Below are 23,364 nucleotides of genomic sequence, written 5' to 3' on the forward strand. Positions count from 1 at the left end.
CCGCCTGGACCGCCCGCAGATCATCCTGCCCACGGAACTGGTGCCGCGAGCCTCGTCCTGAGGGCTCTGGGCCTGCCCCTCCCCGCCTGAGAAGATCACCAGGACTTGTACGAATACGGGGATGACGAATACGGGGATGGGGACCATGGCCATTGTGGTGTTGCTCGGAGTCCTGGCGCTGGCCGTCGGCGGATGCGTGTGTGTGGTGTGGGCGGAGCGCGGCGGCCCCCGCTGGGTCCGCGTGGTGGCGTGGCTGACGCGGGGCGTGGGCGAGCTGCTGAGCAGCGCCGGGAAGAGCGGGAGTTCGAGCCGGTCGTCGTCCGGCGGCGACGGCGACTAGGCGGCCGCTCCGAAGTGACGAAGCCCCGCGCCTGATCGGGTGCGGGGCAGATGGAGGGGTGTTCAGCGGAGGGGCGGCAAGGCCCTCCCCGCGTGGTCGATGACGTTGCCGTCGGAGCAGTTGTTGGCGTGGTCGCCCACCCAGTCGCCCAGGGCCGGCACTACGGCCACTTCCTGAAGGCAGACGGCGGCGGCGGTGAAGTTCCAGTTGTTCGCGGCGTTCATGCCGCCGCCGAAGTTGTCGTCGTTGTCGGCGTGGGCGGGAGAGGCAAGGGCCAGGGTGGCGATGCTCAGGACGGCGAGCGCGGTGATCTTCTTCATGGGCTGTCAACGAAGATCACGTGAAGGCGTCACCCTGCGGCTCGGGATGAGTCAGGCGGCATGAAGAAGGCCCGACCCGCTTTCGCGGATCGGGCCTTCTTCATTCAGGGTGAGTGACGGGACTTGAACCCGCGGCCACCTGGACCACAACCAGGTGCTCTACCAACTGAGCTACACCCACCATGTCCGGTCTTTTGTCGTTCTTCTGACCGGCCGAGAAAAAGTGTACAGGGTCCGAAGGGGTGCTCGCGCACACGTTTTGCGGACCCTGTACACAGGGCTTCCGCGGAGGTTACTCCGCGGGCACGACGTGCTTGGCCGCGATCGTCTTCGCGGTGTCCGAGTCCGGGCCGGGCTGGGGCACGAAGATCGCCTCGCGGTAGTAGCGCAGCTCGGCGATGGACTCGCGGATGTCGGCGAGCGCCCGGTGGTTGCCGTTCTTGTCCGGGCTGTTGAAGTACGCCCGGGGGTACCAGCGCCTGGCGAGCTCCTTGATCGAGGAGACGTCGACGATGCGGTAGTGGAGGAACTCCTCCAGTGTCTGCATGTCGCGGAGAAGGAAGCCGCGGTCGGTGCCGACCGAGTTCCCGCAGAGCGGAGCCTTGCGCGGCTCCTTGACGTGCTCACGTACGTACGCCAGGACCTGCTCCTCGGCGTCGGCCAGCGTGGTGCCGCCGGCCAGCTCGTCGAGGAGCCCCGAGGCGGTGTGCATTTTGCGCACCACCTCGGGCATGGTCTCCAGCGCCGCGTCCGGCGGGCGGATCACGATGTCCACACCTTCGCCGAGCACGTTCAGTTCCGAGTCGGTGACCAGTGCAGCCACCTCGATAAGTGCGTCATCCGTCAGCGAGAGCCCGGTCATCTCGCAGTCGATCCACACCATGCGATCGTTCATGCGTCTTACCCTACGGCGCACTCCTCTGCCCGGGCAGAGGCGGACGGCCTGGCGCGTACACATCTGAGCTCGGCTTTCCCGGATCCGCCGACAGCGAGGCCGTCGGTCCCAGGGCACTCGCAGCCGCCGTACGACGCGTCTGCAGCGGTACGGGACCGCCCTCGGAGGCAGCGGCGGGCATCGCCTGCGCGCTCGCCGCTGCCGCGGCGGCCTCCAGGGATCGCTCGCCCTGCGGCCTGCGGGCGCGGTAGGCGGCCCGGTAGGCGGCGGGCGACGAGCCCAGCTGGCGGCGGAAGTGACCCCGCAGCGCCACCGGCGAGCGGAAGCCGCAGCGGCCCGCGACCTCGTCGACGGAGTAGTCGGAGGTCTCGAGCAGCCGCTGCGCCTGCAGTACGCGCTGGGTGATCAGCCACTGCAGGGGGGCGCTCCCGGTGAGCGAGCGGAACCTGCGGTCGAAGGTGCGCCTGCTCATGTACGCGCGCGCGGCCAGGGTCTCCACGTCGAACTGTTCGTGTAAATGCTCCAGCGCCCAGGCGACGACCTCGGCCAGCGGATCCGCGCCGATCTCCTCGGGCAGTGACCGGTCGAGGTAACGCTCCTGTCCGCCCGCCCTGCGCGGTGGCACGACGAGCCTGCGGGCGAGCGCGCCCGCCGCCTCGTTGCCGTGGTCCGTGCGCACGATGTGCAGGCACAGATCGATCCCGGCCGCGGTCCCGGCGCTGGTGAGTACGTCGCCGTCGTCGACGAACAGCTCGCGCGGGTCCACATGGACGGACGGATATCGCTTGGCCAGCGTCGGCGCGTACATCCAGTGTGTGGTCGCCGGACGGCCGTCGAGCAGCCCTGCCGCGGCGAGCACGAACGCACCGGTGCACAGACCCACGATGCGCGCGCCCTCTTCGTGCGCGCGCCGGAGCGCGTCGAGCGCCTCCGGCGGCGGCGGCGATGTGATCGACCGCCAGGCCGGTACGACGACGGTGCCGGCCCGCCCGATCGCTTCCAGGCCATGCGGTGCGGTGAGTTCGAGACCGCCGGTCGTACGCAGCGGTCCCTCTTCGCCGGCGCAGACCAGCAGCCGATACCGGGGGACCCCGGCGTCCTGCCGGTCGATGCCGAACACGGAGAGCGGTATCGAGCTCTCGAAGATGGGGCCCCCGCTGAACAGCAGCACCGCGACGATCTCCCGGCGTCGCCGCCCGGAGAGTTTCCGAGCCGCGGCCTCTTGCACGGCAGTGGAGTCGTGGCTCATGGCGCTAAGCCCCCCTCGGTCGTCGCGGCTCCCTGTTCCTGGCGCGCTCTGCGTGTTCTGTGTTCTCGGCGCTCTTGTCGGACCTGTCGCTCCTGCACGTTTCCCCTCGGTCCTCCACCAGTCCCCCGCCGTAATACAGTCATGATCGAATCTACTGCGTCCCGTGGTGCCGGGGTGACCAGTTAAGGACCCGGCACTATGTCGACATGGCAACTTGGCGTGAAGCATTCGATCACGAAGCGTTGCACTCACGGGCGTTGCAGGGAAGTGCGCCTCCGCTCCGTGGCCGGTCCCCGTAGGGTGCCAGAGCCTTTTTCACACCTTTCAGCCCTGGTGGGACCGGGGTTGAGTACCCGTTCGGCCAAGGAATGTGCGCCCACCGGAAGTTGGCTGAAAAGCAACGGGTGTGTGTGCGCGAATCGGTCAGTCCCCCGGCGTGGACCCACCAGCATGCCGACCGCCCCTGTGCGCCCCCGCACCCGTCCGCCCGTGCCGCCCCCGGTGGGCACATCCCTGCTCGGCGATCAGCCGCGCCGCCCCTCGCTCGGACTGCCGCAGGAGCACCCGGCAGACCCCCGTCACGGCGGCGAGTCCGACGGCCGACCCGGCGGCCCCGGCCAGCGACGTCCCGTACCCGACAAGGACGACGGGCACCAGGACGCAGCTGAACGCGGCCCAGCGGACGACATCGCTCGCCGATTCCTGCGCCGGGGCGACCGGCGTCTCCTCGTCGCGCGGCGCCGGCACGCCGGCCCGTCGGCGCTCGCGCGCCCCCTCGGATGTGCGGCGGCGGCTCTGTGCGGCGAGTGGGGACGCGGTCGGCGGTCGTGGCACGGCGTGCTCCCTGTGGCGGTGGTGTTCAGAGGTTCAACGCGTGGCCGCGCGGCCGGTCACTGGCGTGAAAGCGGGGCCACGCGGGTAGGTGCCCAAACCGCCTGTACGAGGCAGCAACCATTGCCATACGGGCGCTGCTCATGCATGCTCCGGTGAACGCCGTGAGGCTCCCGCAGGTCCTGTCCCCATCCGTGGACAGGACCTGGGCAGGAGAGGAGTGTCGCCGTACCCTTGGGGGTATGGGGTTGGGAAGATGATTCCCGGACACAGCTCCGGTGCTTTCGCAGCTCTCTACCCGTCCCTGCCCGATCTTGTTCCGTCTTGTTCCATACTGCGTCGTACGACCCGAAAAAAGCCGACCCTCCCACAGAGGACTCCTTCGCCGAGACACCCATGGCCGGTCACGAATTTTCCGAACCCGCGGACCGCAAGCGGCAGGTCGCCGATCCGACAGCGACCCCCCAGGCGGCGGAAGAACCACGTCACTCCTGCGATCCGGCCTTCCGGCACGGGGTCGTCGTCGGTTTCGACGGCTCGACCTCCAGTGAGCGAGCGCTCTCGTACGCGATCGGGATGGCCCATCGCTCCGGCTCCGGCCTGATCATCGTGCACGTCGCCAACCGGCTGCCCACCACGGTGTGGGCGGGCTGCGAGCCGCCGGTCTTCGTCGATGTGCCGGACCACCGCACGGAAGTGCTCGGTCTCGAGCTGGCCTGTGCGGACTATCTGGCCGAAGTGCCCTGGATCCTCGTCGAGCGGGGCGGCGACATCTGTCACGAACTCGAAGAGGTGGGCCGCGAGTACTCCGCGGACGCCATCGTCGTCGGATCGACGCACGGGATCGTGGGGCGCATCTTCGGTTCGGTCGCGGGCCGGCTCGCGCGCCGCGCGCAACGGCCCGTCGTTGTCATTCCGTAACGTCCCGTCGTCCCAGGTGAGATGCGGGTGCCGCGGCGTCAACTTCCTTGCGGTGTAGATAAATCTACTCGTGCGTAGAGGTGGTTTGTGCCCTTGTGAAGGGTACGTACAGGGGGCACAACAACTGCACACCGCACCTGAAGGGAGCCCGCCGTGGACAAAGACGTCTCTGCGGGAAGCATCACTTCGACTCTCGGCCATCTCGCCCTGGGACTCACGCTGTTGGCCTTCGGAATCGGTCACACCGAAGTGATCGACGGAGTGACGGCGACGGACGCCGCCGTCCTCGCGACGTTCGTCGGCGGCGTCGCGCTGTTCGTCGCCGGCCTGTTCGCGTTCCGCGACAGTGACGCGTTCACCGGTACGGCCTTCACCGCGCTCGGCGCGCTCTGGTTCACCTGGGGCAGCACGGCGGACGTCAAGGCCTCCGCCAACGCCGCGGGCCTCTTCCTGCTGCTCTTCGCGCTCGTCACGCTCAGCCTGACCCTGGGGGCACCCGGTGGCGCGGCGCTCGCGCGGGGGACGTACGGACTGCTCTTCGTGTCCCTCGTGCTGATCGCCGTGGCGCTGTTCGGCGACAGCGCGGGACTCGCGAAGGCGGGCGGCTGGTTCGCCGCGGTCGGCGGCCTGCTCGCCTGGTACGGAGCGACGGCAGCCCTTGCCGACTGGCCCACGGCTCTCCCGGGGCGCGGGCGGCCTGCCGGCCGGGGAGTGACGGCTACTGGCTGAGGCAGGCGCGGGTCGGGGGAATGGGCGCCCCTGGCCCTCTGGGGACGGGCCCCTGCGTTGGTGGCACGCGTGGGGCCCGTTCCGTTTGGCTGTCGGGTGCGGGGCGTGGGGGCTTGTCGCGCAGTTCCCCGCGCCCCTGACGGGGCGCCCCCCGACGGGTGTGCTCCTACTCCACCGTCACCGACTTGGCCAGGTTCCTCGGCTTGTCGATGTCCCTGCCCAGGGCCAACGCCGTGTGGTAGGCGAGCAGTTGGAGCGGGATGCCCATCAGGATCGGGTCCAGCTCGTCCTCGTTCTTCGGGACGACGATCGTCTGGTCGGCCTTCTCCTGCTCCTGGTGCGCGACCGCGAGGATCTTGCCGCTGCGGGCCTTGATCTCCTCCAGGGCGGCGCGGTTCTTCTCCAGGAGGTCGTCGTTCGGGACGATCGCGACCGTGGGGAGCGCGGGCTCGATGAGAGCGAGCGGGCCGTGCTTGAGCTCGGAGGCCGGGTAGGCCTCGGCGTGGATGTACGAGACCTCCTTGAGCTTCAGGGAGGCCTCGCGGGCGACGGGGTAGCCGCGTACGCGTCCGATGAAGAGCATCGAGCGGGCGTCCGCGTACTCCTTCGCGATCTTCTTGATCTCGTCCTCCCGCTTGAGGATCTCCGAGATCTGGCCGGGCAGCTTGCGCAGGCCCTCGATGATCCGCTTGCCGTCGGAGACCGACAGGTCACGGATGCGGCCCAGGTGCAGCGCGAGCAGGCCGAACGCGACGGTGGTGTTGGTGAAGCACTTGGTCGATACGACGCAGACCTCCGGGCCCGCGTGGACGTACACGCCCGCGTCGGCCTCACGGGCGATCGCCGAGCCGACGACGTTCACGACGCCCAGGACGCGGGCGCCCTTGCGCTTGAGCTCCTGGACGGCGGCCAGGACGTCGTACGTCTCGCCGGACTGGGAGACCGCGATGTAGAGGGTGTCGGGGTCCACGACCGGGTTGCGGTAGCGGAACTCGGACGCCGGCTCGGCGTCGGCGGGGATGCGGGCAAGCTCCTCGATCATCTGGGCGCCGATCATGCCCGCGTGGTACGAGGTGCCGCAGCCCAGGATCTTGACGCGGCGCACCTTGCGGGCGTCGTGCGCGTCGAGGTTCAGGCCGCCGAGGTGCACGGTGGAGAAGCGGTCGTCGATGCGGCCGCGCAGGACACGGTCCACCGCGTCGGGCTGCTCGAAGATCTCCTTGTGCATGTACGTGTCGTGGCCGCCCATGTCGTACGACTCGGCCTCCCACTCCACGGTGGTCGGCGAGGCGGTCGTGCGCGAGCCCTCGGTCGTGTACGTGCGGTAGTCGTCGGCCTTGAGGGTGGCCATCTCGCCGTCGTCGAGGGTGACGACCTGGCGGGTGTGCGAGACGAGCGCGGCGACGTCCGAGGCGACGAACATCTCCTTCTCGCCGATGCCGAGGACGACGGGGGAGCCGTTGCGGGCGACGACGATGCGGTCGTTGAAGTCGGCGTGCAGGACGGCGATGCCGTACGTGCCCTCGACGTGGCGCAGGGCCTCGCGGACCTTGTCCTCCAGCTTGTCCGCCTGGGCGCGGGCGATGAGGTGGGTGAGGACCTCGGTGTCCGTCTCGGAGAGGAACTCGACGCCGTCGGCGGAGAGCTTGGCGCGCAGCTCGGAGGCGTTGTCGATGATGCCGTTGTGGACGACGGCGACCTTGTTGTCGCCCGACATGTGCGGGTGGGCGTTCTCGTCGGACGGCGCGCCGTGGGTGGCCCAGCGGGTGTGGGCGATGCCGGTCGTGCCCTTGAAGCGGGCCGGGACCTTGGCCTCCAGGTCGCGGACGCGGCCCTTCGCCTTGACCATCTTCAGGCCGGTGGCCTTGGGGCCCGTGATGACGACGCCGGCGGAGTCGTAGCCGCGGTACTCCAGGCGCTGCAGGCCTTCGAGGAGGAGCGGGGCGACGTCACGCTTGCCGATATAACCGACGATTCCGCACATAGAGGGTGTCCTAGCCGTAGAGGGTTGGGTGTTTCTCAGCCGTAGATCATGCGGCGCAGCTGTCTGAGACTGAGCTCGGGCGGCGCGACCGCGCGGTATTCGAGGTCCGCCGAGATCTGCTCGAAGATCGCCGCGTTCAGCAGGCCCTGACCTTGCAGTTCACGGTGGCGGCGACGGACGAACTGTTCGGTCGTCTCGTCGAAGTAGGCGAGCACGTCCTGGATGACCCGCAGGGCTTCGCCCCGCTGGAGCGGGGTGCTGCGGGTCAGGTGGTCCACCAGGTCGTCGTGCATTCGTTGATCCTGGAGGAATAGGCCTCCGGGTGCAACAATCCTGCCCGATTCCGGGCAGGGTCGTGGCGGAATCCGGCCCGATGCGGGGCAATCGAGTGGGTGGGCGGGGAAGATCCGCCGCGAAGCGGCGGGCTAGAGGCGTTTCAGGACGGCCTGCTTGGCGGCGGTGAACTCCTCATCGGTGAGTATCCCGGACCGGTGAAGCTCCCCGAGCTCCCGCAGCCGCCGAAGCAACGCGTCGTGATCATCCTCCGCCGGCGCGGCAAGCGGCGCGGGCGTGGGCTTCGCCGCCAGGGCGGGGGGCGCCTCTGAGGACTCCGCCGGGTGAGGCAACCGCACCTGCACAGCGGCAGCGACCAGCGCCATCAGCGGGTCCTTCTTGAAGCCCCACAGCTCGACCGAGTTCGGGTCGTACTTCGGCGGGGCCTTGGTGGGGGAGTGCCGCACGGTGAAGCGGAGGTATCCGTTCTCCAGGCCGGCCGCGGGCTGCCACTCCACCGCGGCCACATCGGCGAGCGCCAGCGAGCGCGTACCGGACGCGGACTTCGCCTCCTCCGTCTTCCAGTTCCACTCCAGGCGGATGTGCTCACCGTCGAAGCTCGCGGTGCCGTCCCCCGCGGAGACCGAGAGCGGCACGGAAGGCCCCGTCAGCAGATAGCTCTCGCAGGGCGCGGACGGCACCTGGTCGAGCAGCAGCGCGTTGCGCACCTCGTCCACGACGTACTCCGCGACCCCGTACCGGTCCGGCTCCACCGTCAGCTGATAGGGGTCCGCGGAGTCCCCGAGCTTGCCGCCGGCGGCCTGGAGGAGCGGGTCCGCGCCGTCCCGCAGGCGCAATCTCAACCGGCCCGACTTCTTGCCCTGTTCGAAGGCGATTCCCGCCAACGCGGCCAGGGGCACGGCCAGTTCGCCCAGCGTCTTGCGCAGCAGAGACACGTTCTTGTCGTGGCCCGGCACAAGGCGCAGCGTCTCTCCGTCGAAGGTCCAGGTCCCGTCGCGCTGGATGATTTCCGCCATGCGACGATTCTTCCATCGGCAGGCGGGAGAAGTGGTCTACACCCTTGACCCGTCACGGGGCGCAAGGTACCCATGTGACCGTTCGATTGCGATGCACCACAGTGAGGCGCCACCCGTGACGTAGCCCCGTCGAAGGGACCCGCTTGTGAGAGAGCACCACAGATCGACCCGCCTGTTCGGCTCGCTGCTGCTCGTCGCCGCGGCCGGACTCTCGTCGGTGGCCGCCGTGCCGTCCGGTCAGGAGGCCGCCACGACCCCCGCCCCGACCCCGCTCGGCCAGGTGATCCCGGCGCCCGCGTCGGCCGTCCCCGGCGGATCGGCGTACGAGATCAACTCCAAGACCCGCATCCGGGTCGACGACTCGCGTGACGCGCGGCAGATCGGCAGCTATCTGGCGGGCGTCCTGCGCCCCTCCACCGGCTACGCGCTCAACGTCACCGACGACGAGGGCCGCGACGGCATCCGCCTTCGGCTCGCCTCCAAGGACAAGTCCCTGGGCGACGAGGGCTACCGCCTCGAGTCCAAGAGCGGTTCCGTCACCATCACCGCCCGCAAGGCCGCCGGACTCTTCTACGGCGTACAGACGCTGCGCCAGCACCTTCCCGCGGCCGCCGAGAAGAAGACGAAGCAGGCCGGACCCTGGCTGATCGCCGGCGGCACCATCGAGGACAAGCCCCGCTACGAATACCGCGGCGCGATGCTCGACGTCTCACGCCACTTCTTCTCGGTGGACAAGGTCAAGCGCTACATCGACCAGATGTCGCTCTACAAGGTCAACAAGCTGCATCTGCACCTGAGCGACGACCAGGGCTGGCGCATCGCCATCGACTCCTGGCCCAAGCTCGCCGAGTACGGCGGCTCCACGCAGGTCGGCGGCGGCAAGGGCGGCTACTACACGAAGGCCCAGTACAAGGAGATCATCGCGTACGCCTCCGCGCGTCAGCTCGAGGTGATCCCCGAGATCGACATGCCGGGCCACACGAACGCCGCGCTCGCCTCGTACGCCGAGCTGAACTGCAACGGCGTGGCGCCCCCGCTCTACACCGGCACCGAGGTCGGCTTCAGCTCGCTGTGCGTGAAGAAGGACGTGACGTACGACTTCGTGGACGACGTGATCCGCGAGCTCGCCGCCATGACGCCCGGCAAGTACATCCACATCGGCGGCGACGAGGCGCACTCCACCAGCCACGAGGACTATGTGGCGTTCATGAACAAGGTGCAGCCCGTGGTCGCCAAGTACGGGAAGACGGCGATCGGCTGGCATCAGCTGACCGGCGCGACACCCGCGAAGGGCGCGCTCGCGCAGTACTGGGGCTACGACGCGACCAGTGCCGCCGAGCGCGAGCAGGTCGCGAACGCGGCGAAGAACGGCACCAAGCTGGTCCTCTCGCCCGCCGACCGCGCCTACATGGACATGAAGTACAACAAGGACACCCCGCTGGGCCTGGCCTGGGCGGGCTATGTCGAGGTGCGGCGCAGCTACGACTGGGACCCGGGGACGTATCTGACGGGCGCGCCCGCGGACTCGATCCAGGGTGTCGAGGCACCGCTGTGGTCGGAGACGATCTGGGAGTCCCGGCACATCGAGTACATGGCGTTCCCGCGGCTTCCGGGCATCGCCGAGCTCGGCTGGTCGCCCGCGTCGACCCACGACTGGGACAAGTACAAGGTGCGGCTCGCGGCACAGGGCCCGCGCTGGGACGCGATGGGCATGGACTACTACAAGTCGCCTCAGGTGCCTTGGCCGTCCAAGTAGCCGTCTGCGTACGTATATGAGTGGGGCTCCCAAGGACCGTCTTGGGAGCCCCACTCGGCTCATGAGGGACGACCGCTTACGCGATCGGGTTCTTCAGCGTCCCCACCAGCTGCAGCGCGCCCGCCGGATCGGCGAGGTCGACCATCTGCTCGTTGTCCCGCAGCTGCAGCCGGTTCAGGCAGGACCGCGCGAACTCCGGGGCGAACAGGTCGTACTGCTTGAATTTGTCGGCCAGTTGGGGCGTGGCCTCCTGGTACGTGGTGACGCACTCGGTGACCGCCGCCCAGAAGCCCTCCTCGTCGATGAGGCCCTCCGTGACGAGGTTCGCCGACAGGAAGCGGAAGAAGCAGTCGAAGACGTCCGTGAAGATCGACAGGAGCTTCTGGCCCTCGGGGACCTCGACGCGCAGCCGCTCGACCGTCGGCGGAAGCACCGCGTCCGGGTCCATGACCGCGATCTCCTCGGCGATGTCCTTGAAGATCGCCCGCTGTACGACGCCGTCCTTCAGGACCAGGATCACGTTCTCGCCGTGCGGCATGAAGACGAGGTCGTACGCGTAGAAGCTGTGCAGGAGCGGCGTCAGGTAGGCGTGCAGATAGCCGCGCAGCCACGCGGCAGGGGTGAGCCCGGAGCGCTCGATGAGGGCTCCCGCGAAGGACGCGCCGTCCCGGTCGGTGTGCAACAGCGATGCCATGGTGGCCAGTTGCTCGCCCTCGGCCAGCGACGGCACGGGGCTCTCGCGCCACAGGGCGGCGAGCATCTTGCGGTAGGGGGAGTAGCGGTCGGTCGCGGCCTCGTACTCCAGGTGGCGATAGCCGACGGCGGCGCGCTCACGGATGATCGTCAGGCCCGTGGACTTCAGGGTCTCGTCGGTGTCGATGAGGTTCGCGAGCCAGTCGTTGATCGCCGGGGTCGCCTCCATGTACGCCGCCGAAAGACCGCGCATGAAGCCCATGTTGATGACGGAGAGCGCCGTCTTCACATAGTGCTTGGCGGGTTCGGTGGCGTTGAAGAAGGTACGGATCGACTGCTGGGCCAGATACTCGTCGCCGCCCTCGCCCAGGCACACCAGGCGCCGCTGGGCGACCTCGGCCGCGAAGGTCACCGACAGCTTGTTCCACCACTGCCAGGGGTGGGCCGGGATGAGGAGGTAGTCGTCGGGGTCCAGGCCCTGGTCGCGGAGTTTCCGGTCGAAGCGGTCCAGGGTCTCCTGGCCCAGCTCGGCCCGCAGGAACGACTCGTACTCCAGGCCCGCGCCCGCCGTGAAGGCCGCCCGCTCCCTGCTCGCCGCCAGCCACACCAGACGCACGGGGCTCGCGGTCTCGGGAGCGTACGAGAGGTACTCGTGCACGCCGAAGCCGAGCCGCCCGTTGTTGGCGACGAAGCAGGGGTGGCCCTCGGTCATGCCCGTCTCGATCTCCTGGAAGCCGGAGCGGGAGAGCTCGGCGGCCGGGATCGCGGGCTTGGTCAGTTTGTAGCAGGTGCCGGAGAGGGTGGAGGAGATCTCCTCCAGGTAGACCGGCAGGATCTCGTCGCTCAGGCCGAGGGCCGTGCGCAGCTCGACGAAGAACTCCAGGGCGTCCAGGGGGAGTTCGGCGCCGTCGCGGTGACGGGTGATCGAGTCGGCGTCGATGTGCCAGTGGTCGAGCCGCAGGCGGCGGGCGCTGAACCGGTAGCGGGTCAGGGCGTCGTCGCTGCGGATGACGTAGGTGGCGTCGCCCAGCGGTTCCGGGGTGAAGAGCCGCTCGTGGGAGAACTCGGCGATGGCCTTGCGGATGAGGAGGCGGTTGGCCTGCTCCCAGCGCTCGGGGGTCAGGTGCGCCACGGCGTCGGACAGGGTCATATCGCCAAATCCCTTTCGCTTACTGCTGCTTCGCGTACTGCTGCTTCGCGTACTGCTTCTTCGCGTACTGCTTCTTCGAACTGCTCGCGGGTGCAGAAGCTCAGCAGGGCTTCCTTCTCCGGCTTCTGGATGACGTGTGCGGGACGGAACCCGACGGCTTCGTTGAGGGCGTGCACCGCCTGGTTGCGTACGTCGGGTTCGACGACGACGCGTCGGGTTGCGGGGTCGGCGAAGAGCGTCGCCATCACCTTGGTGATCACGGCACGGGTGAAGCCGGGGACGCGGACGTCGGACGGTGCGGTGAGGAAGTGCATGCCCACGTCGCCGGGTTGGGGCTCGTACAGACCCACGAGTTCGACGTACGCGGGGTCGTACCGCTCCATCAGGAACGCGGGCACGCCGTCGTGCAGGCCGAGGAACGCGTCGTGGTGTTCGGCGGCCCCGATCGCCATGTACTCGCGCTCGACGTCCGGGAGCGTGGCGTCCTGCATCATCCAGAACGCGGCCTTGGGGTGGGTGACCCAGGCGTGCAGGAGCTCGGAGTCCTTCAGGGGGTCGAGGGGGCGGAGGGTCAGCTCTCCTGTGGTGGCGCTCATACGGCTGCTCATACGGCGAACTCCTGGAAGGCGATGGACTTCTCGACGGGGTAGTACTCGCAGCCGAGCAGCTCGCCGATGATGTAGGCGTTGCGGTAGGGGCCCATGCCCAGGTCGGGGCTGGTGAGTGAGTGGGCGTGCACGGCGCCGTTCTGCAGGAATATGCCGCGCCCCGTGGTGTCGATGGAGTAGTTGCGGGCGACCTCGTAGCGGCCTCGGCCGTCCCAGCGGATCCGGTCGCGCACCGGCTTCAGGAAGTCCGGAGTGACGTACTGATAGCCGGTGGCGAGGATCAGGCCCTCCGAGCTCAGCTCGAAGTCCCTGCCCTGCTCCTCCTGGCGCAGGCCGAGGGTGTAGCTGCCGTTCTCGTAACGGGCGCTCTGCACCGAGGAGTTGGTGAGCAGACGCGTCGGCACCGGGCCGCCGATGTTCTTCTGGTAGAGCAGGTCGAAGATCTCGTTGATGAGGTCGCCGTCGATGCCCTTGAAGAGGGTCTTCTGCTGGTCCTGCAGGCGGTAGCGGGTCTCTTCGGGCAGCGCGTGGAAGTAGTCGACGTACTCCGGAGAGGTCATCTCCAGCGTCAGCTTCGTGTACTCGAGCGGGAAGAAGCGCGGGGAGCGGGTGACCCAGTTGAGTTGGTAGCCGTGTACGTCGATCTCGCTCAGGAGGTCCTGGTAGATCTCGGCGGCGGACTGGCCGCTGCCGACGAGCGTGATCGACTTCTTCCGCTGGAGCTCCTGCTTGGCCTGCAGATAGCGGGAGTTGTGGATGAAGTCCCCGCCGAGGTCCGCGCAGGGCTCGGGGATGTGCGGCGGGGTGCCGGTGCCGAGGACGAGGTGGCGGGCGCGGAAGGTGTCGCCGGTGTCGGTGCGGACGACGTAGAGATCGTTCTCCTCCTCGTACGTCACCTCGCTCACCGTCGTGCTGAAGCGGACCGACGAGAGTTTCGCGGCGGCCCAGCGGCAGTAGTCGTTGTACTCGGTGCGCAGCGGATAGAAGTTCTCGCGGATGTAGAACGAGTACAACCGCCCTGATTCCTTCAGGTAGTTGAGGAATGAGTAGGGGGATGTGGGGTCCGCGAGGGTGACCAGGTCGGACATGAACGGCGTCTGGAGGTGGGCGCCGTCGAGGAACATGCCCGAGTGCCACTCGAAGTCCGGCTTGGACTCCAGGAACAGGCCGTTCAGCTCGTCGACGGGCTCGGTCAGACAGGCGAGGCCGAGGTTGAAGGGGCCGAGCCCGATGCCGATGAAGTCCAGGGTTTCTCGGTGATCAGGAAGCGCGTTTTCAGGAAGCGCGGTCAAGGGTCTCTCCCAGGTACTGCTCGGCGTGGCCGGCGATCAGATCGAGGACGGCCGAGATGTCGTCGGCCGTGGTCTCGGGGTTGAGCAGGGTGAACTTCAGGTACTGGCGGTCGCCCACCTTGGTGCCCGCCACGACGGCGTCACCGGAGGCGAACAGGGCCTTGCGGGCGTAGAGGTTGGCCCGGTCGATGGCGGAGGGGTCGCAGATCGGCGCGGGGATGTAGCGGAAGACGAGCGTCGAGAGCTGGGGCTCGACGACCACGTCATAGCGGGGGTCGGCGGCGAGCAGCTTCCAGCCCTCCTCCGCGAGGGCGCAGACCTCGTCGAAGAGGTCGCCGATCGCGTCCGCGCCCATCACGCGCAGCGTCATCCACAGCTTCAGGGCGTCGAAGCGGCGCGTCGTCTGGAGGGACTTGTCGACCTGGTTGGGGATGCGCTCCTGCACCATGCGGCGCGGGTTGAGGTACTCCGCGTGGTACGTCGCGTGGCTCAGCGTCGCGCCGTCCCGCACCAGCACGGCGGACGAACTCACCGGCTGGAAGAAGGACTTGTGGTAGTCGACGGTTACGGAGTCGGCGTGCTCGATGCCGTCGATCAGATGCCGGTTCTTGCGCGAGGCGAGCAGTCCGCAGCCGTACGCCGCGTCGACGTGCAGCCAGGTCTCGTACTGCTCGCACAGTCCGGCGATCTCGGGCAGCGGGTCGATGGAACCGAAGTCGGTGGTTCCGGCGGTGGCGACGACCGCCATGGGGGAGAGGTCGTCGCGGCGGCAGCGCTCGAGCTCGCGGGCGAGGGCCACGGTCTGCATGCGCTTGTTCTGGTCGGTGGGGATGGAGACGACCGCGTGCTCGCCGAGGCCGAGCAGCGTCGCGGCTTTCTGGACGCTGAAGTGGCCGACCTCGGAGGCGAAGATGCGCAGGCGGTCGTTGGGCTTTCCTGCCTTCGCCGCCTCCTCGCGGGCGAGCAGCAGGGCCTGCAGATTGGACTGCGTGCCGCCGCTGGTGAACACGCCGTCGGCGGCCGGGCCGAGCCCGATGCGCTCGGCGGTCCAGTCGATGAGGCGGCGCTCGATGAGCGTGCCGCCCGCGGACTGGTCCCAGGTGTCGAGGGAGGAGTTGACGGCGGAGAGCACGGCCTCGCCCAGGACGGCGGGGATGACGACCGGGCAGTTGAGGTGTGCGAGATAGCGCGGGTGGTGGAAGTACACGGCGTCGCGCAGGTAGAGCTCGTCGAGCTCGTCCAGGGCGGCGATCGTGTCGTGCAGGGGCTCGTCCAGGTCGACGGCCTCGATACGGGGAGCGAGTTCGTCGACGGAGATGCCGGTGAACGGGCGGGAGGTGGTGGCGATTCTGGCCGCCACCCGCTCGACTCCTTCGGTCACGGAGCTGCGGTAACGCTCCGCGGTGGTGTCGTTGAGCAGGTGCGAGCGCATGAACGGTCCTCTGGGTGAGGTGACTTGGGGAAGTGAGGTAAGCCTAACCTAACTTCCCTGATTCAATAAACCCAGGGGACGTCAGTCGTCACCAGGAGGCACAAAAACGGAGCCGCCCCCTCCGTGATGCGGAGGGGGCGGCTCATGTCCGGGGAGGTCAGGGCGTCAGCTGACCTTCTTGGCCTTCTCGATCGCGTCGGCGAGGCCCTCGAGGATCGGGGCGCACTTGTCGTACGAGTAAATGGGCTCGGTGACGCGGGGGATGACCTGCCCGGCCTTGACCGCGGGCAGCTTCGCCCAGGTCGGCTTGTCCAGGTCGGCGGGCTGGATGGTGGCGGTGCGGTTGTCCATCATGATCACGTCCGCGGCGTGCTTGTTGACGTTCTCCCAGCTCAGGTTCTCGAACCAGCCGCCACTCGCCTTCTTGGCGCTCTCGGACGGCTCGACGAAGTTCACGCCGAGGGACTTGAAGTACTCAAGGTCGGCGGAGAGGTTCGTGCCCGAGACGTAGAAGATGTCCTGACTGGCCGAGCCGACAAGGACCTTGATGTCCTTGTTCGCCTTGGCGACCTTGCGCAGCCGCTCGGCCGCGGCCTCGAAGCGCTTCTTCGCCTTGACGACCTTGTCGGCCTTCACGTCGGCGCCCAGCGACTCGGCGAGTGCGAGGAGGCGCTGCAGGGGCTCGGTCATCTTGCGGTCGAAGACGCTGATGCCGGTGCTCGGGGCGACTTTAAGGATCTTGTCCTTGCTCTCCTCGGGGACGGACCAGAGGGTGCCCGCGTCATCGAACATCGTGGAGACGAGGAGGTCGGGGGCGAGGCCCGCGTACTTCTCGATGTTGAACTTGCCCCACTCGTTGCCGAGGATCGTCAGCTTGCTGATGTCCATGTCGCCGGCCTGGACATCGGGCTTGCCGTCCTTGGTCTTCGTCGGGCCGAAGACGCCCTTGACCTCGATGCCGTAGTCGAAGAGGGCGGCGGCGACGCCGGTGAAGGCGACGATGTTCTTCGGCGTGGACTTGCTCTTGGCAGTGGTGCCGCGGTCGTCCTTGAAGCTCCAGGGCCCGGAGCCCGAGGCGTCCGCCTTGCCCGAACCGCCGTCTTTCTCGTCGCCGCAGGCTGCCAGCAGGGCCGTGAGGCCGAGGGCGCCACCGGCGGCGAGAATGCCGCGACGGGAGGGCTGGGGGAGGCGGGCGTGGGACATGTGGGTCTCTGCTTTCGTGAGGACGGCGGCGGGGCCACTGGCCGGAACCAGCACTTAGGTTAACCTAACCTAACGCGGTGTCCAGTGGCCCCTGGCGCCTGCCATCGAGGCCCTCGGGGTTACCCGGAGTTCGTCGAAGCCCTCGGGGTTACCCGGAGTTCCTCGAAGCCCTCGGGGTTACCCGGAGTTCCTCGAAGCCCCGGGGTTACCCGGAGATCCTCGTAGCCCGGGGCTACCCGGCGAAGCCCAGCTCCCGCGCGATCAGCATGCGCTGCACCTCGCTGGTCCCCTCCCCGATCTCCAGGATCTTCGAGTCCCGCCACATCCGGGCCACCGGGTACTCGTTCATGAAGCCGTACCCGCCATGAATCTGCGTGGCCTCACGGGCGTTGTCGACGGCGACCGTCGAGGAGTACAGCTTCGCGATCGCCGCCTCCTTCTTGAACGGCTCCCCGCTCACCAGGCGCGACGCCGCGTCCCGCCAGCCGACCCGGGCCATGTGCGCCCGCGTCTCCATGTCGGCGATCTTGAACTGGATCGCCTGGTTGGCGCCGATCGGCTTCCCGAAGGCGTGCCGCTCCTTGGCGTACTTCACCGACTCGTCGACACAGCCCTGCGCCAGGCCCGTGGCGAGCGCGGAGATCGCGATCCGGCCCTCGTCCAGGATCCGCAGGAACTGGGCGTAGCCGCGGCCCTCTTCGCCGAGCAGGTTCGCCGCGGGGACCCGGACGTCGGAGAAGGCCAGCTCGCGGGTGTCCGAGGCGTTCCACCCCACCTTCGAGTACGGGGCGGCCACCGTGAATCCGGGCGTCCCGGACGGCACGATGATCGCGGAGATCAGCGGGCGGCCGTCCGGCTTGCGGCCGGTGACGGCGGTGACCGTGACCAGACCCGTGATGTCCGTACCGGAGTTGGTGATGAAGCACTTCGAGCCGTTGATCACCCACTCGTCGCCTTCGCGCACCGCGGTGGTCCGCGTGCCGCCCGCGTCCGAGCCGCCGTCCGGCTCGGTCAGGCCGAAGGCGCCGAGGAGTTCACCGGAGCAGAGCCGGGGCAGCCACTCCCGCTTCTGCTCCTCCGTACCGAAGAGGTGGATCGGCATCGCGCCGAGGGAGACGCCCGCCTCCAGGGTGATCGCCACGGAGGAGTCGACCCGCGCCAGCTCCTCGAGCGCGATGCCGAGGGCGAGATAGTCGCCGCCCATCCCGCCGTACTCCTCGGGGAAGGGCAGTCCGAACAGGCCCATGCGGCCCATCTCACGGACGATCTCGTACGGGAACTCATGGCGTTCGTAGAGGTCGCCGATCTTCGGGGCGACGACGTCGTGCGCGAACTCCTCCACGGTGCGGCGGAGTTCTTCGTGCTCGGGGGACAGACGGTGGTCCATCGCTGTTCACTGCTCCTGGTCGGGCTCTGTCGCTTTCGCGAGGGCGCGGACAGTGCGGGAGGGGCTGGGTCGGCCCAGCTGTCCGGCCATCCACGCGCTGGTGGCGGTGAGACGGCCGAGGTCGACGCCGGTCTCGATACCGAGGCCGTCGAGCATCCATACGAGGTCTTCCGTGGCGAGATTGCCGGTGGCGCTCTGCGCGTACGGGCAGCCGCCGAGGCCGCCGGCCGACGCGTCGACCGTGCGCACCCCGTGCTGGAGGGCGGCGAGGGTGTTGGAGAGCGCCTGGCCGTACGTGTCGTGGAAATGCACGCCGATGCGGTCGGTGGGCACGCCCTCCTCGTTCAGCTCGGCGAGCAGCGCGAGGACGTGACCCGGTGTCGCCACGCCGATCGTGTCGCCCAGGCTGAGCTCCTCGCAGCCCATGTCCAGGAGCGCGCGGCAGACCCTGACCACCTGGGCGATGGGCACGGGGCCCTCCCAGGGGTCGCCGAAGCACATGGAGACATAGCCCCGGACACGCACCTTCTGTTCGCGCGCGCGGGCGACGACCGGCTCGGACATGGCAAGCGCCTCGTCCACCGTGCGGTTGAGGTTGGCGTGGGCGAAGGACTCGGTGGCGCTCACGAAGACGGCGACGCTGCGGACGCCGAGGGCCAGGGCCCGGTCGAGGCCCCGGCCGTTCGGCACGAGGACCGGGAGCTTGGCGTCCACGCCCTCCAGGAGGGGGAACAGCTGCTCGGCGTCGGCCAGTTGGGGCACCCACTTGGGGTGGACGAAGCTGGTCGCCTCGATGGTGGTGAGACCCGCGTCCGCGAGGCGGTGGATGAACTCCGCCTTGATCTCCGTGGGGACGACCGTCTTCTCGTTCTGCAGGCCGTCGCGGGCGCCCACCTCGTAGATACGGACGCGGGGCGGCAGATCCTGGGTGGGGACGACCATGGGGAGGCCGGGCCGCGCTGAGGTGGTCATGTCTTCTCCTCCGCCGGCTCGTCGGGGAGGACCACGGCCAGGACCTGGTCCATGGCGACGGTCGAGCCCGGTGTGACGTCGAGTTCGGCGACAGTGCCCGCGTGCGGGGCGGAGATGACGTGCTCCATCTTCATGGCCTCCACGACGAGGAGGCTCTGGCCCGCGGCCACGTGATCGCCGGTGGACACCTTGACGACGGTGACCGTGCCGGGCATGGGGGCGGTGAGGGCGTCGGCGCCGCTGTGGGCGGAGCCGCTGAGGTTCGCCTCGACGGGGTCGTGGTCCTGGACGTGCCAGGCGTCGCCGTCCCGGCCCAGCCAGTCGCCGGCGCGGTGGAACGTGTGGGTGAGGCCCTCCAGGTGGACCGTGACGCTGCCGGGCTCGACGGTGCGCGGGCCCTCGGCGGCGATGTGCGCGACGGGGTCGTTGCCCGGTACGCGGAGCCAGTGCGTCAGCGGCGCGGGGGTGCCGCCGATGCGCCAGCCCGCCGGGACCGAGAACGGGTCCCGCCAGCCGTCGCCGGTGGGCTCGAGTGCGGCGGTGCGCACCGCCGCCGCGGCCTCGTACACCTCGTCGGGCACCCCGTCGGGCACCAGGGCGTCCGCCTCCCGCTCGACGAGTCCCGTGTCCAACTCCCCGGCGATCACCGAGGGGTGGGCCAGGAGCCGCCGCAGGAAGCCGGCGTTCGTCGGCACGCCCAGCGTCACCGTCCGGGCGAGCGCGGCCCGCAGTTTCCGTATGGCCGTCGCGCGGTCGGGGCCGTACGCGATGACCTTCGACAGCATCGGGTCGTACAGACTCCCGACCTCCGTGCCCTCGCTCAGCCCGGAGTCGGTCCGCACGCCGTCGCCCTGCGGCTCGTGCAGGGCGAGCACGGTGCCGCCCGACGGCAGGAAGCCGCGCGAGGGGTCCTCCGCGCAGATGCGGGCCTCGATCGCGTGGCCGGTGAGCGTGATGTCCTTCTGTTCGTAGGGGAGTTCCTCCCCGGCCGCCACCCGCAGCTGCCACTCCACCAGGTCGAGGCCCGTGATCAGCTCGGTCACCGGGTGCTCCACCTGGAGCCGGGTGTTCATCTCCATGAAGTAGTACGACGAGGGGTCCTTGCCGGGCACGATGAACTCCACCGTGCCCGCGCCCGCGTACCCGCAGGAGCGGGCCGCCTGGACCGCCGCCTCGCCCATCGCGGCGCGCGTGGCCTCGTCCAGGAGGACGCTCGGCGCCTCCTCGATGATCTTCTGGTGGCGGCGCTGGAGCGAGCATTCGCGCTCGCCGAGGTGGATCACATTCCCCCGGCCGTCCGCGAGGACCTGGATCTCGATGTGCCGGGGGCGGTCGATCCACCGCTCCACGAGCAGCGTGTCGTCGCCGAAGGAGGCGCGCGCCTCGCGCCGGGCGGCCGCGATCTCGTCCGCGAGGAGCGCGGCGTCCCGCACCAGGCGCATGCCCTTGCCGCCGCCGCCCGCGGAGGGCTTGAGCAGGACGGGGGTGCCGATCTCCCGTGCGGCGTCGGCCAGTTGGGCATCGGTCAGGCCGCTGCCCGAAGAGCCCGGCACGACCGGGACGCCGGCCGCCTTGACCGTCTCCTTGGCGCGGATCTTGTCGCCCATGAGGGAGATGGCCTCCGCGGGCGGGCCGATGAAGGCGAGCCCGGCGCCGGCGCAGGCCCGCGCGAACTCCGCGTTCTCCGCGAGGAATCCATAGCCGGGGTGCACCGCCTGGGCGCCCGTCCGGGCCGCGGCCTCGAGCAGGCGCTCCACGGACAGATAGCTCTCGGCGGCCGGTGCCGGGCCGATCCGTACGGCCGTGTCCGCCTCGCGCACATGCCGTGCGTCCGCGTCCGCGTCGCTGAACACGGCGACCGAGCGGACGCCGAGCGCCCGCAGCGTACGGATGACGCGGACCGCGATCTCGCCTCGGTTGGCGACCAGCACGGTGTCGAACATCGTCCCTCTCCCGCTGAAGTCACTCCTGCTGAAATCGGTCATCGTCCGCCTCACATCCGGAAGACGCCGAAGCCGGGCTCGCCCAGCGGGGCCTCGGCGCAGGCGGTCAGGGCGAGGCCGAGGACCTGCCGGGTCTCCATGGGGTCGATCACGCCGTCGTCCCAGAGGCGGGCCGTGGCGTAGTAGGCATTGCCCTGCTGTTCGTACTGGGCGCGGACCGGGTCCTTGAAGGCTTCCTCGTCCGCCGCCGACCACTGTTCGCCGCGCGCCTCCAACTGGTCGCGCTTGACGGTCGCGAGGACCGAAGCGGCCTGCTCGCCGCCCATCACCGAGATCTTGGCGTTCGGCCACATCCACAGGAAGCGGGGGCTGTAGGCACGGCCGCACATCGAGTAGTTCCCCGCGCCGTACGAACCGCCGATCACCACCGTCAGTTTCGGTACGCGCGTGCAGGCCACGGCCGTCACCATCTTCGCGCCGTGCTTGGCGATGCCGCCCGCTTCATAGTCCCTGCCGACCATGAAGCCCGAGATGTTCTGCAGGAAGACCAGGGGGATGCCGCGCTGGTCGCACAGCTCGATGAAGTGGGCGCCCTTCTGGGCGGATTCGGAGAACAGGATGCCGTTGTTCGCGATGATGCCGACCGGGTGGCCGTGAAGGTGGGCGAAGCCCGTCACCAGCGTCTGGCCGTACTCCGCCTTGAACTCGGCGAAGCGCGAGCCGTCGACCACGCGCGCGATGACTTCCCGGACGTCATAGGGGGTGCGGGAGTCCGTCGGCACCGCTCCATAGAGCCCCATCGGGTCGACCTTGGGCTCCTCCACCGGCCGGACGGACCACGGCAGTTCGCCGCGCTCGGGCAGGGTGGAGACGATCGTGCGGACGATCCGCAGCGCGTGCGCGTCGTCCTCCGCGAGGTGGTCCGTCACCCCGGAGACCCGGGAGTGGACCTCGCCGCCGCCCAGCTCCTCGGCCGTCACGACCTCGCCGGTCGCGGCCTTCACCAGGGGCGGGCCGCCGAGGAAGATCGTGCCCTGATTGCGGACGATCACCGCCTCGTCGCTCATCGCCGGGACATACGCACCGCCCGCCGTGCACGAGCCGAGCACGGCCGCGATCTGCGGGACGCCCGCGCCGGACATCCGCGCCTGGTTGTAGAAGATCCGCCCGAAGTGCTCGCGGTCCGGGAAGACGTCGTCCTGCATGGGCAGGAAGGCGCCGCCGGAGTCCACCAGGTAGAGACACGGGAGGCGGTTCTCCAGGGCCACCTCCTGGGCCCGCAGGTGCTTCTTCACCGTCATCGGGTAGTACGTCCCGCCCTTGACGGTGGCGTCATTGGCGACGATCACGCAGGTGCGCCCGGAGACCCGGCCGATCCCGGCGATGACACCGGCGGCCGGAGCATCCCCGCCGTAGAGCCCGTCGGCCGCCAGGGGTGCCAGCTCCAGGAAGGGCGAGCCGGGGTCGAGCAGGGCGTCCACGCGGTCGCGGGGCAGCAGCTTGCCGCGCGCGACATGGCGGGCGCGGGCCCGCTCGCCGCCGCCGAGCCTGGCCGCCGCGAGCTTGGCCCGCAGACCTTCGACGAGGGCGGTGTGCGCCGCCTCGTTCGTCCGCCATGCCTCGGACGCGGGATCAGCCGCGCTCGCAAGGACTGGTGCTGCCTGCTGCATCCGTCGAGCCCCCTTGCTCGGTTAATGAGCGTTAACGCGTTTCCTCAAGGTTAACGACCGCTAACCGACCTGTCTAGAATTAATTTCATGGCCACCAGAACCGATGCCCCCACCCGTCGTGAGCAGATCCTCAGGGAGGCCGCGCGGCTCTTCGCCGAGCGGGGCTTCCATGGAGTCGGAGTCGATGAGATAGGAGCCGCCGTCGGCATCAGCGGGCCCGGCCTCTACCGGCACTTCGAGGGCAAGGACGCGATGCTCGCCGAGCTGCTCGTCGGCATCAGCGGCCAGCTCCTGACGGGCGGCAAGCGGTGCGTGGCCGACACGGACGGCTCGCCGGGGCGGGTCCTCGACTCGCTCATCGAGGGGCACATCGACTTCGCGCTCGACGACCGCTCCCTGATCACCCTGCACGACCGGGAGCTGGACCGCCTGCGGGACAGCGACCGCAAGCTGGTCCGCCAGCTCCAGCGGCAGTACGTGGAGATCTGGGTCGACGTCGTACGCAAGGTCTACCCGGCCCTCGCCGAGAACGCGGCGCGGGTCACCGTGCACGCGGTCTTCGGGCTGCTCAACTCCACGCCGCACCTGAGCCGCCGCGACGTGCTGCCGAGCCGTGCGGCCATGTCGGAGCTGCTGCACCGCCTGGCGCGCGGGGCGTTCGCGTCGGCCGGGGAGGGGG

Annotated in this window: 21 protein-coding genes and 1 tRNA gene; 5 read left to right on the top strand and 17 right to left on the bottom strand. The window is 69.2% G+C overall.

Annotation, left to right across the window (positions count from 1 at the left end; all coding sequences use genetic code 11):
- Window positions 1-145 precede the first annotated feature (145 nt).
- Window positions 146-340 carry a hypothetical protein gene (locus E2651_RS23380; RefSeq protein ID WP_135333165.1) on the top strand — a complete coding sequence of 65 codons (195 nt, stop codon included), beginning with the start codon at window positions 146-148 and terminating at the stop codon, window positions 338-340.
- Between the two features lie 62 nt (window positions 341-402).
- Here the strand turns inward: E2651_RS23380 and E2651_RS23385 are convergent, their stop codons facing one another.
- From E2651_RS23385 to E2651_RS23405, 5 genes are all read right to left on the bottom strand, one after another.
- Window positions 403-660: a hypothetical protein gene (locus E2651_RS23385; protein ID WP_135333166.1), complete on the bottom strand. Its 258-nt coding sequence runs from the start codon at window positions 658-660 to the stop codon at window positions 403-405.
- A 108-nt stretch (window positions 661-768) separates the two neighbouring features.
- Window positions 769-841, bottom strand: a tRNA-His gene (locus E2651_RS23390).
- A 111-nt stretch (window positions 842-952) separates the two neighbouring features.
- A complete protein-coding gene (orn, locus tag E2651_RS23395; RefSeq protein ID WP_135333167.1) occupies window positions 953-1,555 on the bottom strand; it encodes an oligoribonuclease in 603 nt (200 codons plus the stop codon).
- Window positions 1,556-1,565: 10 nt separating this feature from the next.
- Complete coding sequence (locus tag E2651_RS23400) at window positions 1,566-2,804, bottom strand: helix-turn-helix domain-containing protein (protein ID WP_135333168.1); 1,239 nt, start codon at window positions 2,802-2,804, stop codon at window positions 1,566-1,568.
- Window positions 2,805-3,227: 423 nt separating this feature from the next.
- Window positions 3,228-3,551 (bottom strand): hypothetical protein, encoded by a 324-nt coding sequence (locus E2651_RS23405; protein WP_135333184.1) that lies wholly within the window; start codon window positions 3,549-3,551, stop codon window positions 3,228-3,230.
- A 480-nt stretch (window positions 3,552-4,031) separates the two neighbouring features.
- Here E2651_RS23405 and E2651_RS23410 point away from each other — a divergent pair, with 480 nt between their 5' ends.
- Together E2651_RS23410 and E2651_RS23415 are read left to right on the top strand one after the other, a co-directional pair.
- Window positions 4,032-4,556, top strand: coding sequence for a universal stress protein (locus tag E2651_RS23410; protein WP_135333169.1), 525 nt, complete (start codon window positions 4,032-4,034; stop codon window positions 4,554-4,556).
- Between the two features lie 153 nt (window positions 4,557-4,709).
- Window positions 4,710-5,285, top strand: coding sequence for a GPR1/FUN34/YaaH family transporter (locus E2651_RS23415; RefSeq protein ID WP_135333170.1), 576 nt, complete (start codon window positions 4,710-4,712; stop codon window positions 5,283-5,285).
- Window positions 5,286-5,451: 166 nt separating this feature from the next.
- On the opposite strand, the gene glmS is transcribed toward E2651_RS23415, so the two are convergent.
- The 3 genes from glmS to E2651_RS23430 form a co-directional block, all read right to left on the bottom strand.
- Window positions 5,452-7,269 (bottom strand): glutamine--fructose-6-phosphate transaminase (isomerizing), encoded by a 1,818-nt coding sequence (gene glmS, locus E2651_RS23420; RefSeq protein ID WP_135333171.1) that lies wholly within the window; start codon window positions 7,267-7,269, stop codon window positions 5,452-5,454.
- 35 nt (window positions 7,270-7,304) lie between these two features.
- Window positions 7,305-7,562 carry a hypothetical protein gene (locus E2651_RS23425; RefSeq protein ID WP_135333172.1) on the bottom strand — a complete coding sequence of 86 codons (258 nt, stop codon included), beginning with the start codon at window positions 7,560-7,562 and terminating at the stop codon, window positions 7,305-7,307.
- A 132-nt stretch (window positions 7,563-7,694) separates the two neighbouring features.
- On the bottom strand, window positions 7,695-8,579 hold the full coding sequence (locus E2651_RS23430; RefSeq protein WP_135333173.1) for a DUF4429 domain-containing protein: 885 nt from the start codon (window positions 8,577-8,579) through the stop codon (window positions 7,695-7,697).
- A gap of 145 nt (window positions 8,580-8,724) precedes the next feature.
- On the opposite strand from E2651_RS23430, the gene E2651_RS23435 reads away from it, so the two are divergent.
- Window positions 8,725-10,335 carry a beta-N-acetylhexosaminidase gene (locus tag E2651_RS23435; RefSeq protein WP_135333174.1) on the top strand — a complete coding sequence of 537 codons (1,611 nt, stop codon included), beginning with the start codon at window positions 8,725-8,727 and terminating at the stop codon, window positions 10,333-10,335.
- A gap of 76 nt (window positions 10,336-10,411) precedes the next feature.
- Here the strand turns inward: E2651_RS23435 and E2651_RS23440 are convergent, their stop codons facing one another.
- The 9 genes from E2651_RS23440 to E2651_RS23480 form a co-directional block, all read right to left on the bottom strand.
- Window positions 10,412-12,178, bottom strand: coding sequence for an IucA/IucC family siderophore biosynthesis protein (locus tag E2651_RS23440; RefSeq protein WP_135333175.1), 1,767 nt, complete (start codon window positions 12,176-12,178; stop codon window positions 10,412-10,414).
- Window positions 12,175-12,786, bottom strand: coding sequence for a GNAT family N-acetyltransferase (locus E2651_RS23445; protein ID WP_245239123.1), 612 nt, complete (start codon window positions 12,784-12,786; stop codon window positions 12,175-12,177). The genes E2651_RS23440 and E2651_RS23445 overlap by 4 nt, the downstream gene beginning before the upstream one ends.
- Window positions 12,783-14,078: a lysine N(6)-hydroxylase/L-ornithine N(5)-oxygenase family protein gene (locus E2651_RS23450; RefSeq protein ID WP_135333176.1), complete on the bottom strand. Its 1,296-nt coding sequence runs from the start codon at window positions 14,076-14,078 to the stop codon at window positions 12,783-12,785. The genes E2651_RS23445 and E2651_RS23450 overlap by 4 nt, the downstream gene beginning before the upstream one ends.
- On the bottom strand, window positions 14,062-15,510 hold the full coding sequence (locus E2651_RS23455; RefSeq protein WP_135333177.1) for an aspartate aminotransferase family protein: 1,449 nt from the start codon (window positions 15,508-15,510) through the stop codon (window positions 14,062-14,064). Before E2651_RS23455 ends, E2651_RS23450 begins: the two co-directional genes overlap by 17 nt.
- Before the next feature lie 165 nt (window positions 15,511-15,675).
- Window positions 15,676-16,713, bottom strand: a complete 1,038-nt coding sequence (locus tag E2651_RS23460) for an ABC transporter substrate-binding protein (protein ID WP_135333178.1) — start codon at window positions 16,711-16,713, stop codon at window positions 15,676-15,678.
- A gap of 232 nt (window positions 16,714-16,945) precedes the next feature.
- Entirely contained in the window at window positions 16,946-18,100 is a 1,155-nt protein-coding gene (locus tag E2651_RS23465; RefSeq protein WP_135333179.1) for an acyl-CoA dehydrogenase family protein, read from the bottom strand.
- Between the two features lie 6 nt (window positions 18,101-18,106).
- A complete protein-coding gene (locus E2651_RS23470; protein WP_135333180.1) occupies window positions 18,107-19,072 on the bottom strand; it encodes a hydroxymethylglutaryl-CoA lyase in 966 nt (321 codons plus the stop codon).
- Window positions 19,069-21,015 (bottom strand): acetyl/propionyl/methylcrotonyl-CoA carboxylase subunit alpha, encoded by a 1,947-nt coding sequence (locus E2651_RS23475; RefSeq protein WP_135333181.1) that lies wholly within the window; start codon window positions 21,013-21,015, stop codon window positions 19,069-19,071. Before E2651_RS23475 ends, E2651_RS23470 begins: the two co-directional genes overlap by 4 nt.
- Window positions 21,016-21,065: 50 nt before the next feature.
- Window positions 21,066-22,685: a carboxyl transferase domain-containing protein gene (locus E2651_RS23480; protein WP_135333182.1), complete on the bottom strand. Its 1,620-nt coding sequence runs from the start codon at window positions 22,683-22,685 to the stop codon at window positions 21,066-21,068.
- Window positions 22,686-22,772: 87 nt separating this feature from the next.
- Here E2651_RS23480 and E2651_RS23485 point away from each other — a divergent pair.
- On the top strand, window positions 22,773-23,364 hold a 592-nt coding region (locus E2651_RS23485; protein WP_135333183.1), incomplete at its 3' end, for a TetR/AcrR family transcriptional regulator.

Origin of the sequence: Streptomyces sp. MZ04 (assembly GCF_004684775.1) — a bacterium.
GTDB lineage: Bacteria > Actinomycetota > Actinomycetes > Streptomycetales > Streptomycetaceae > Streptomyces.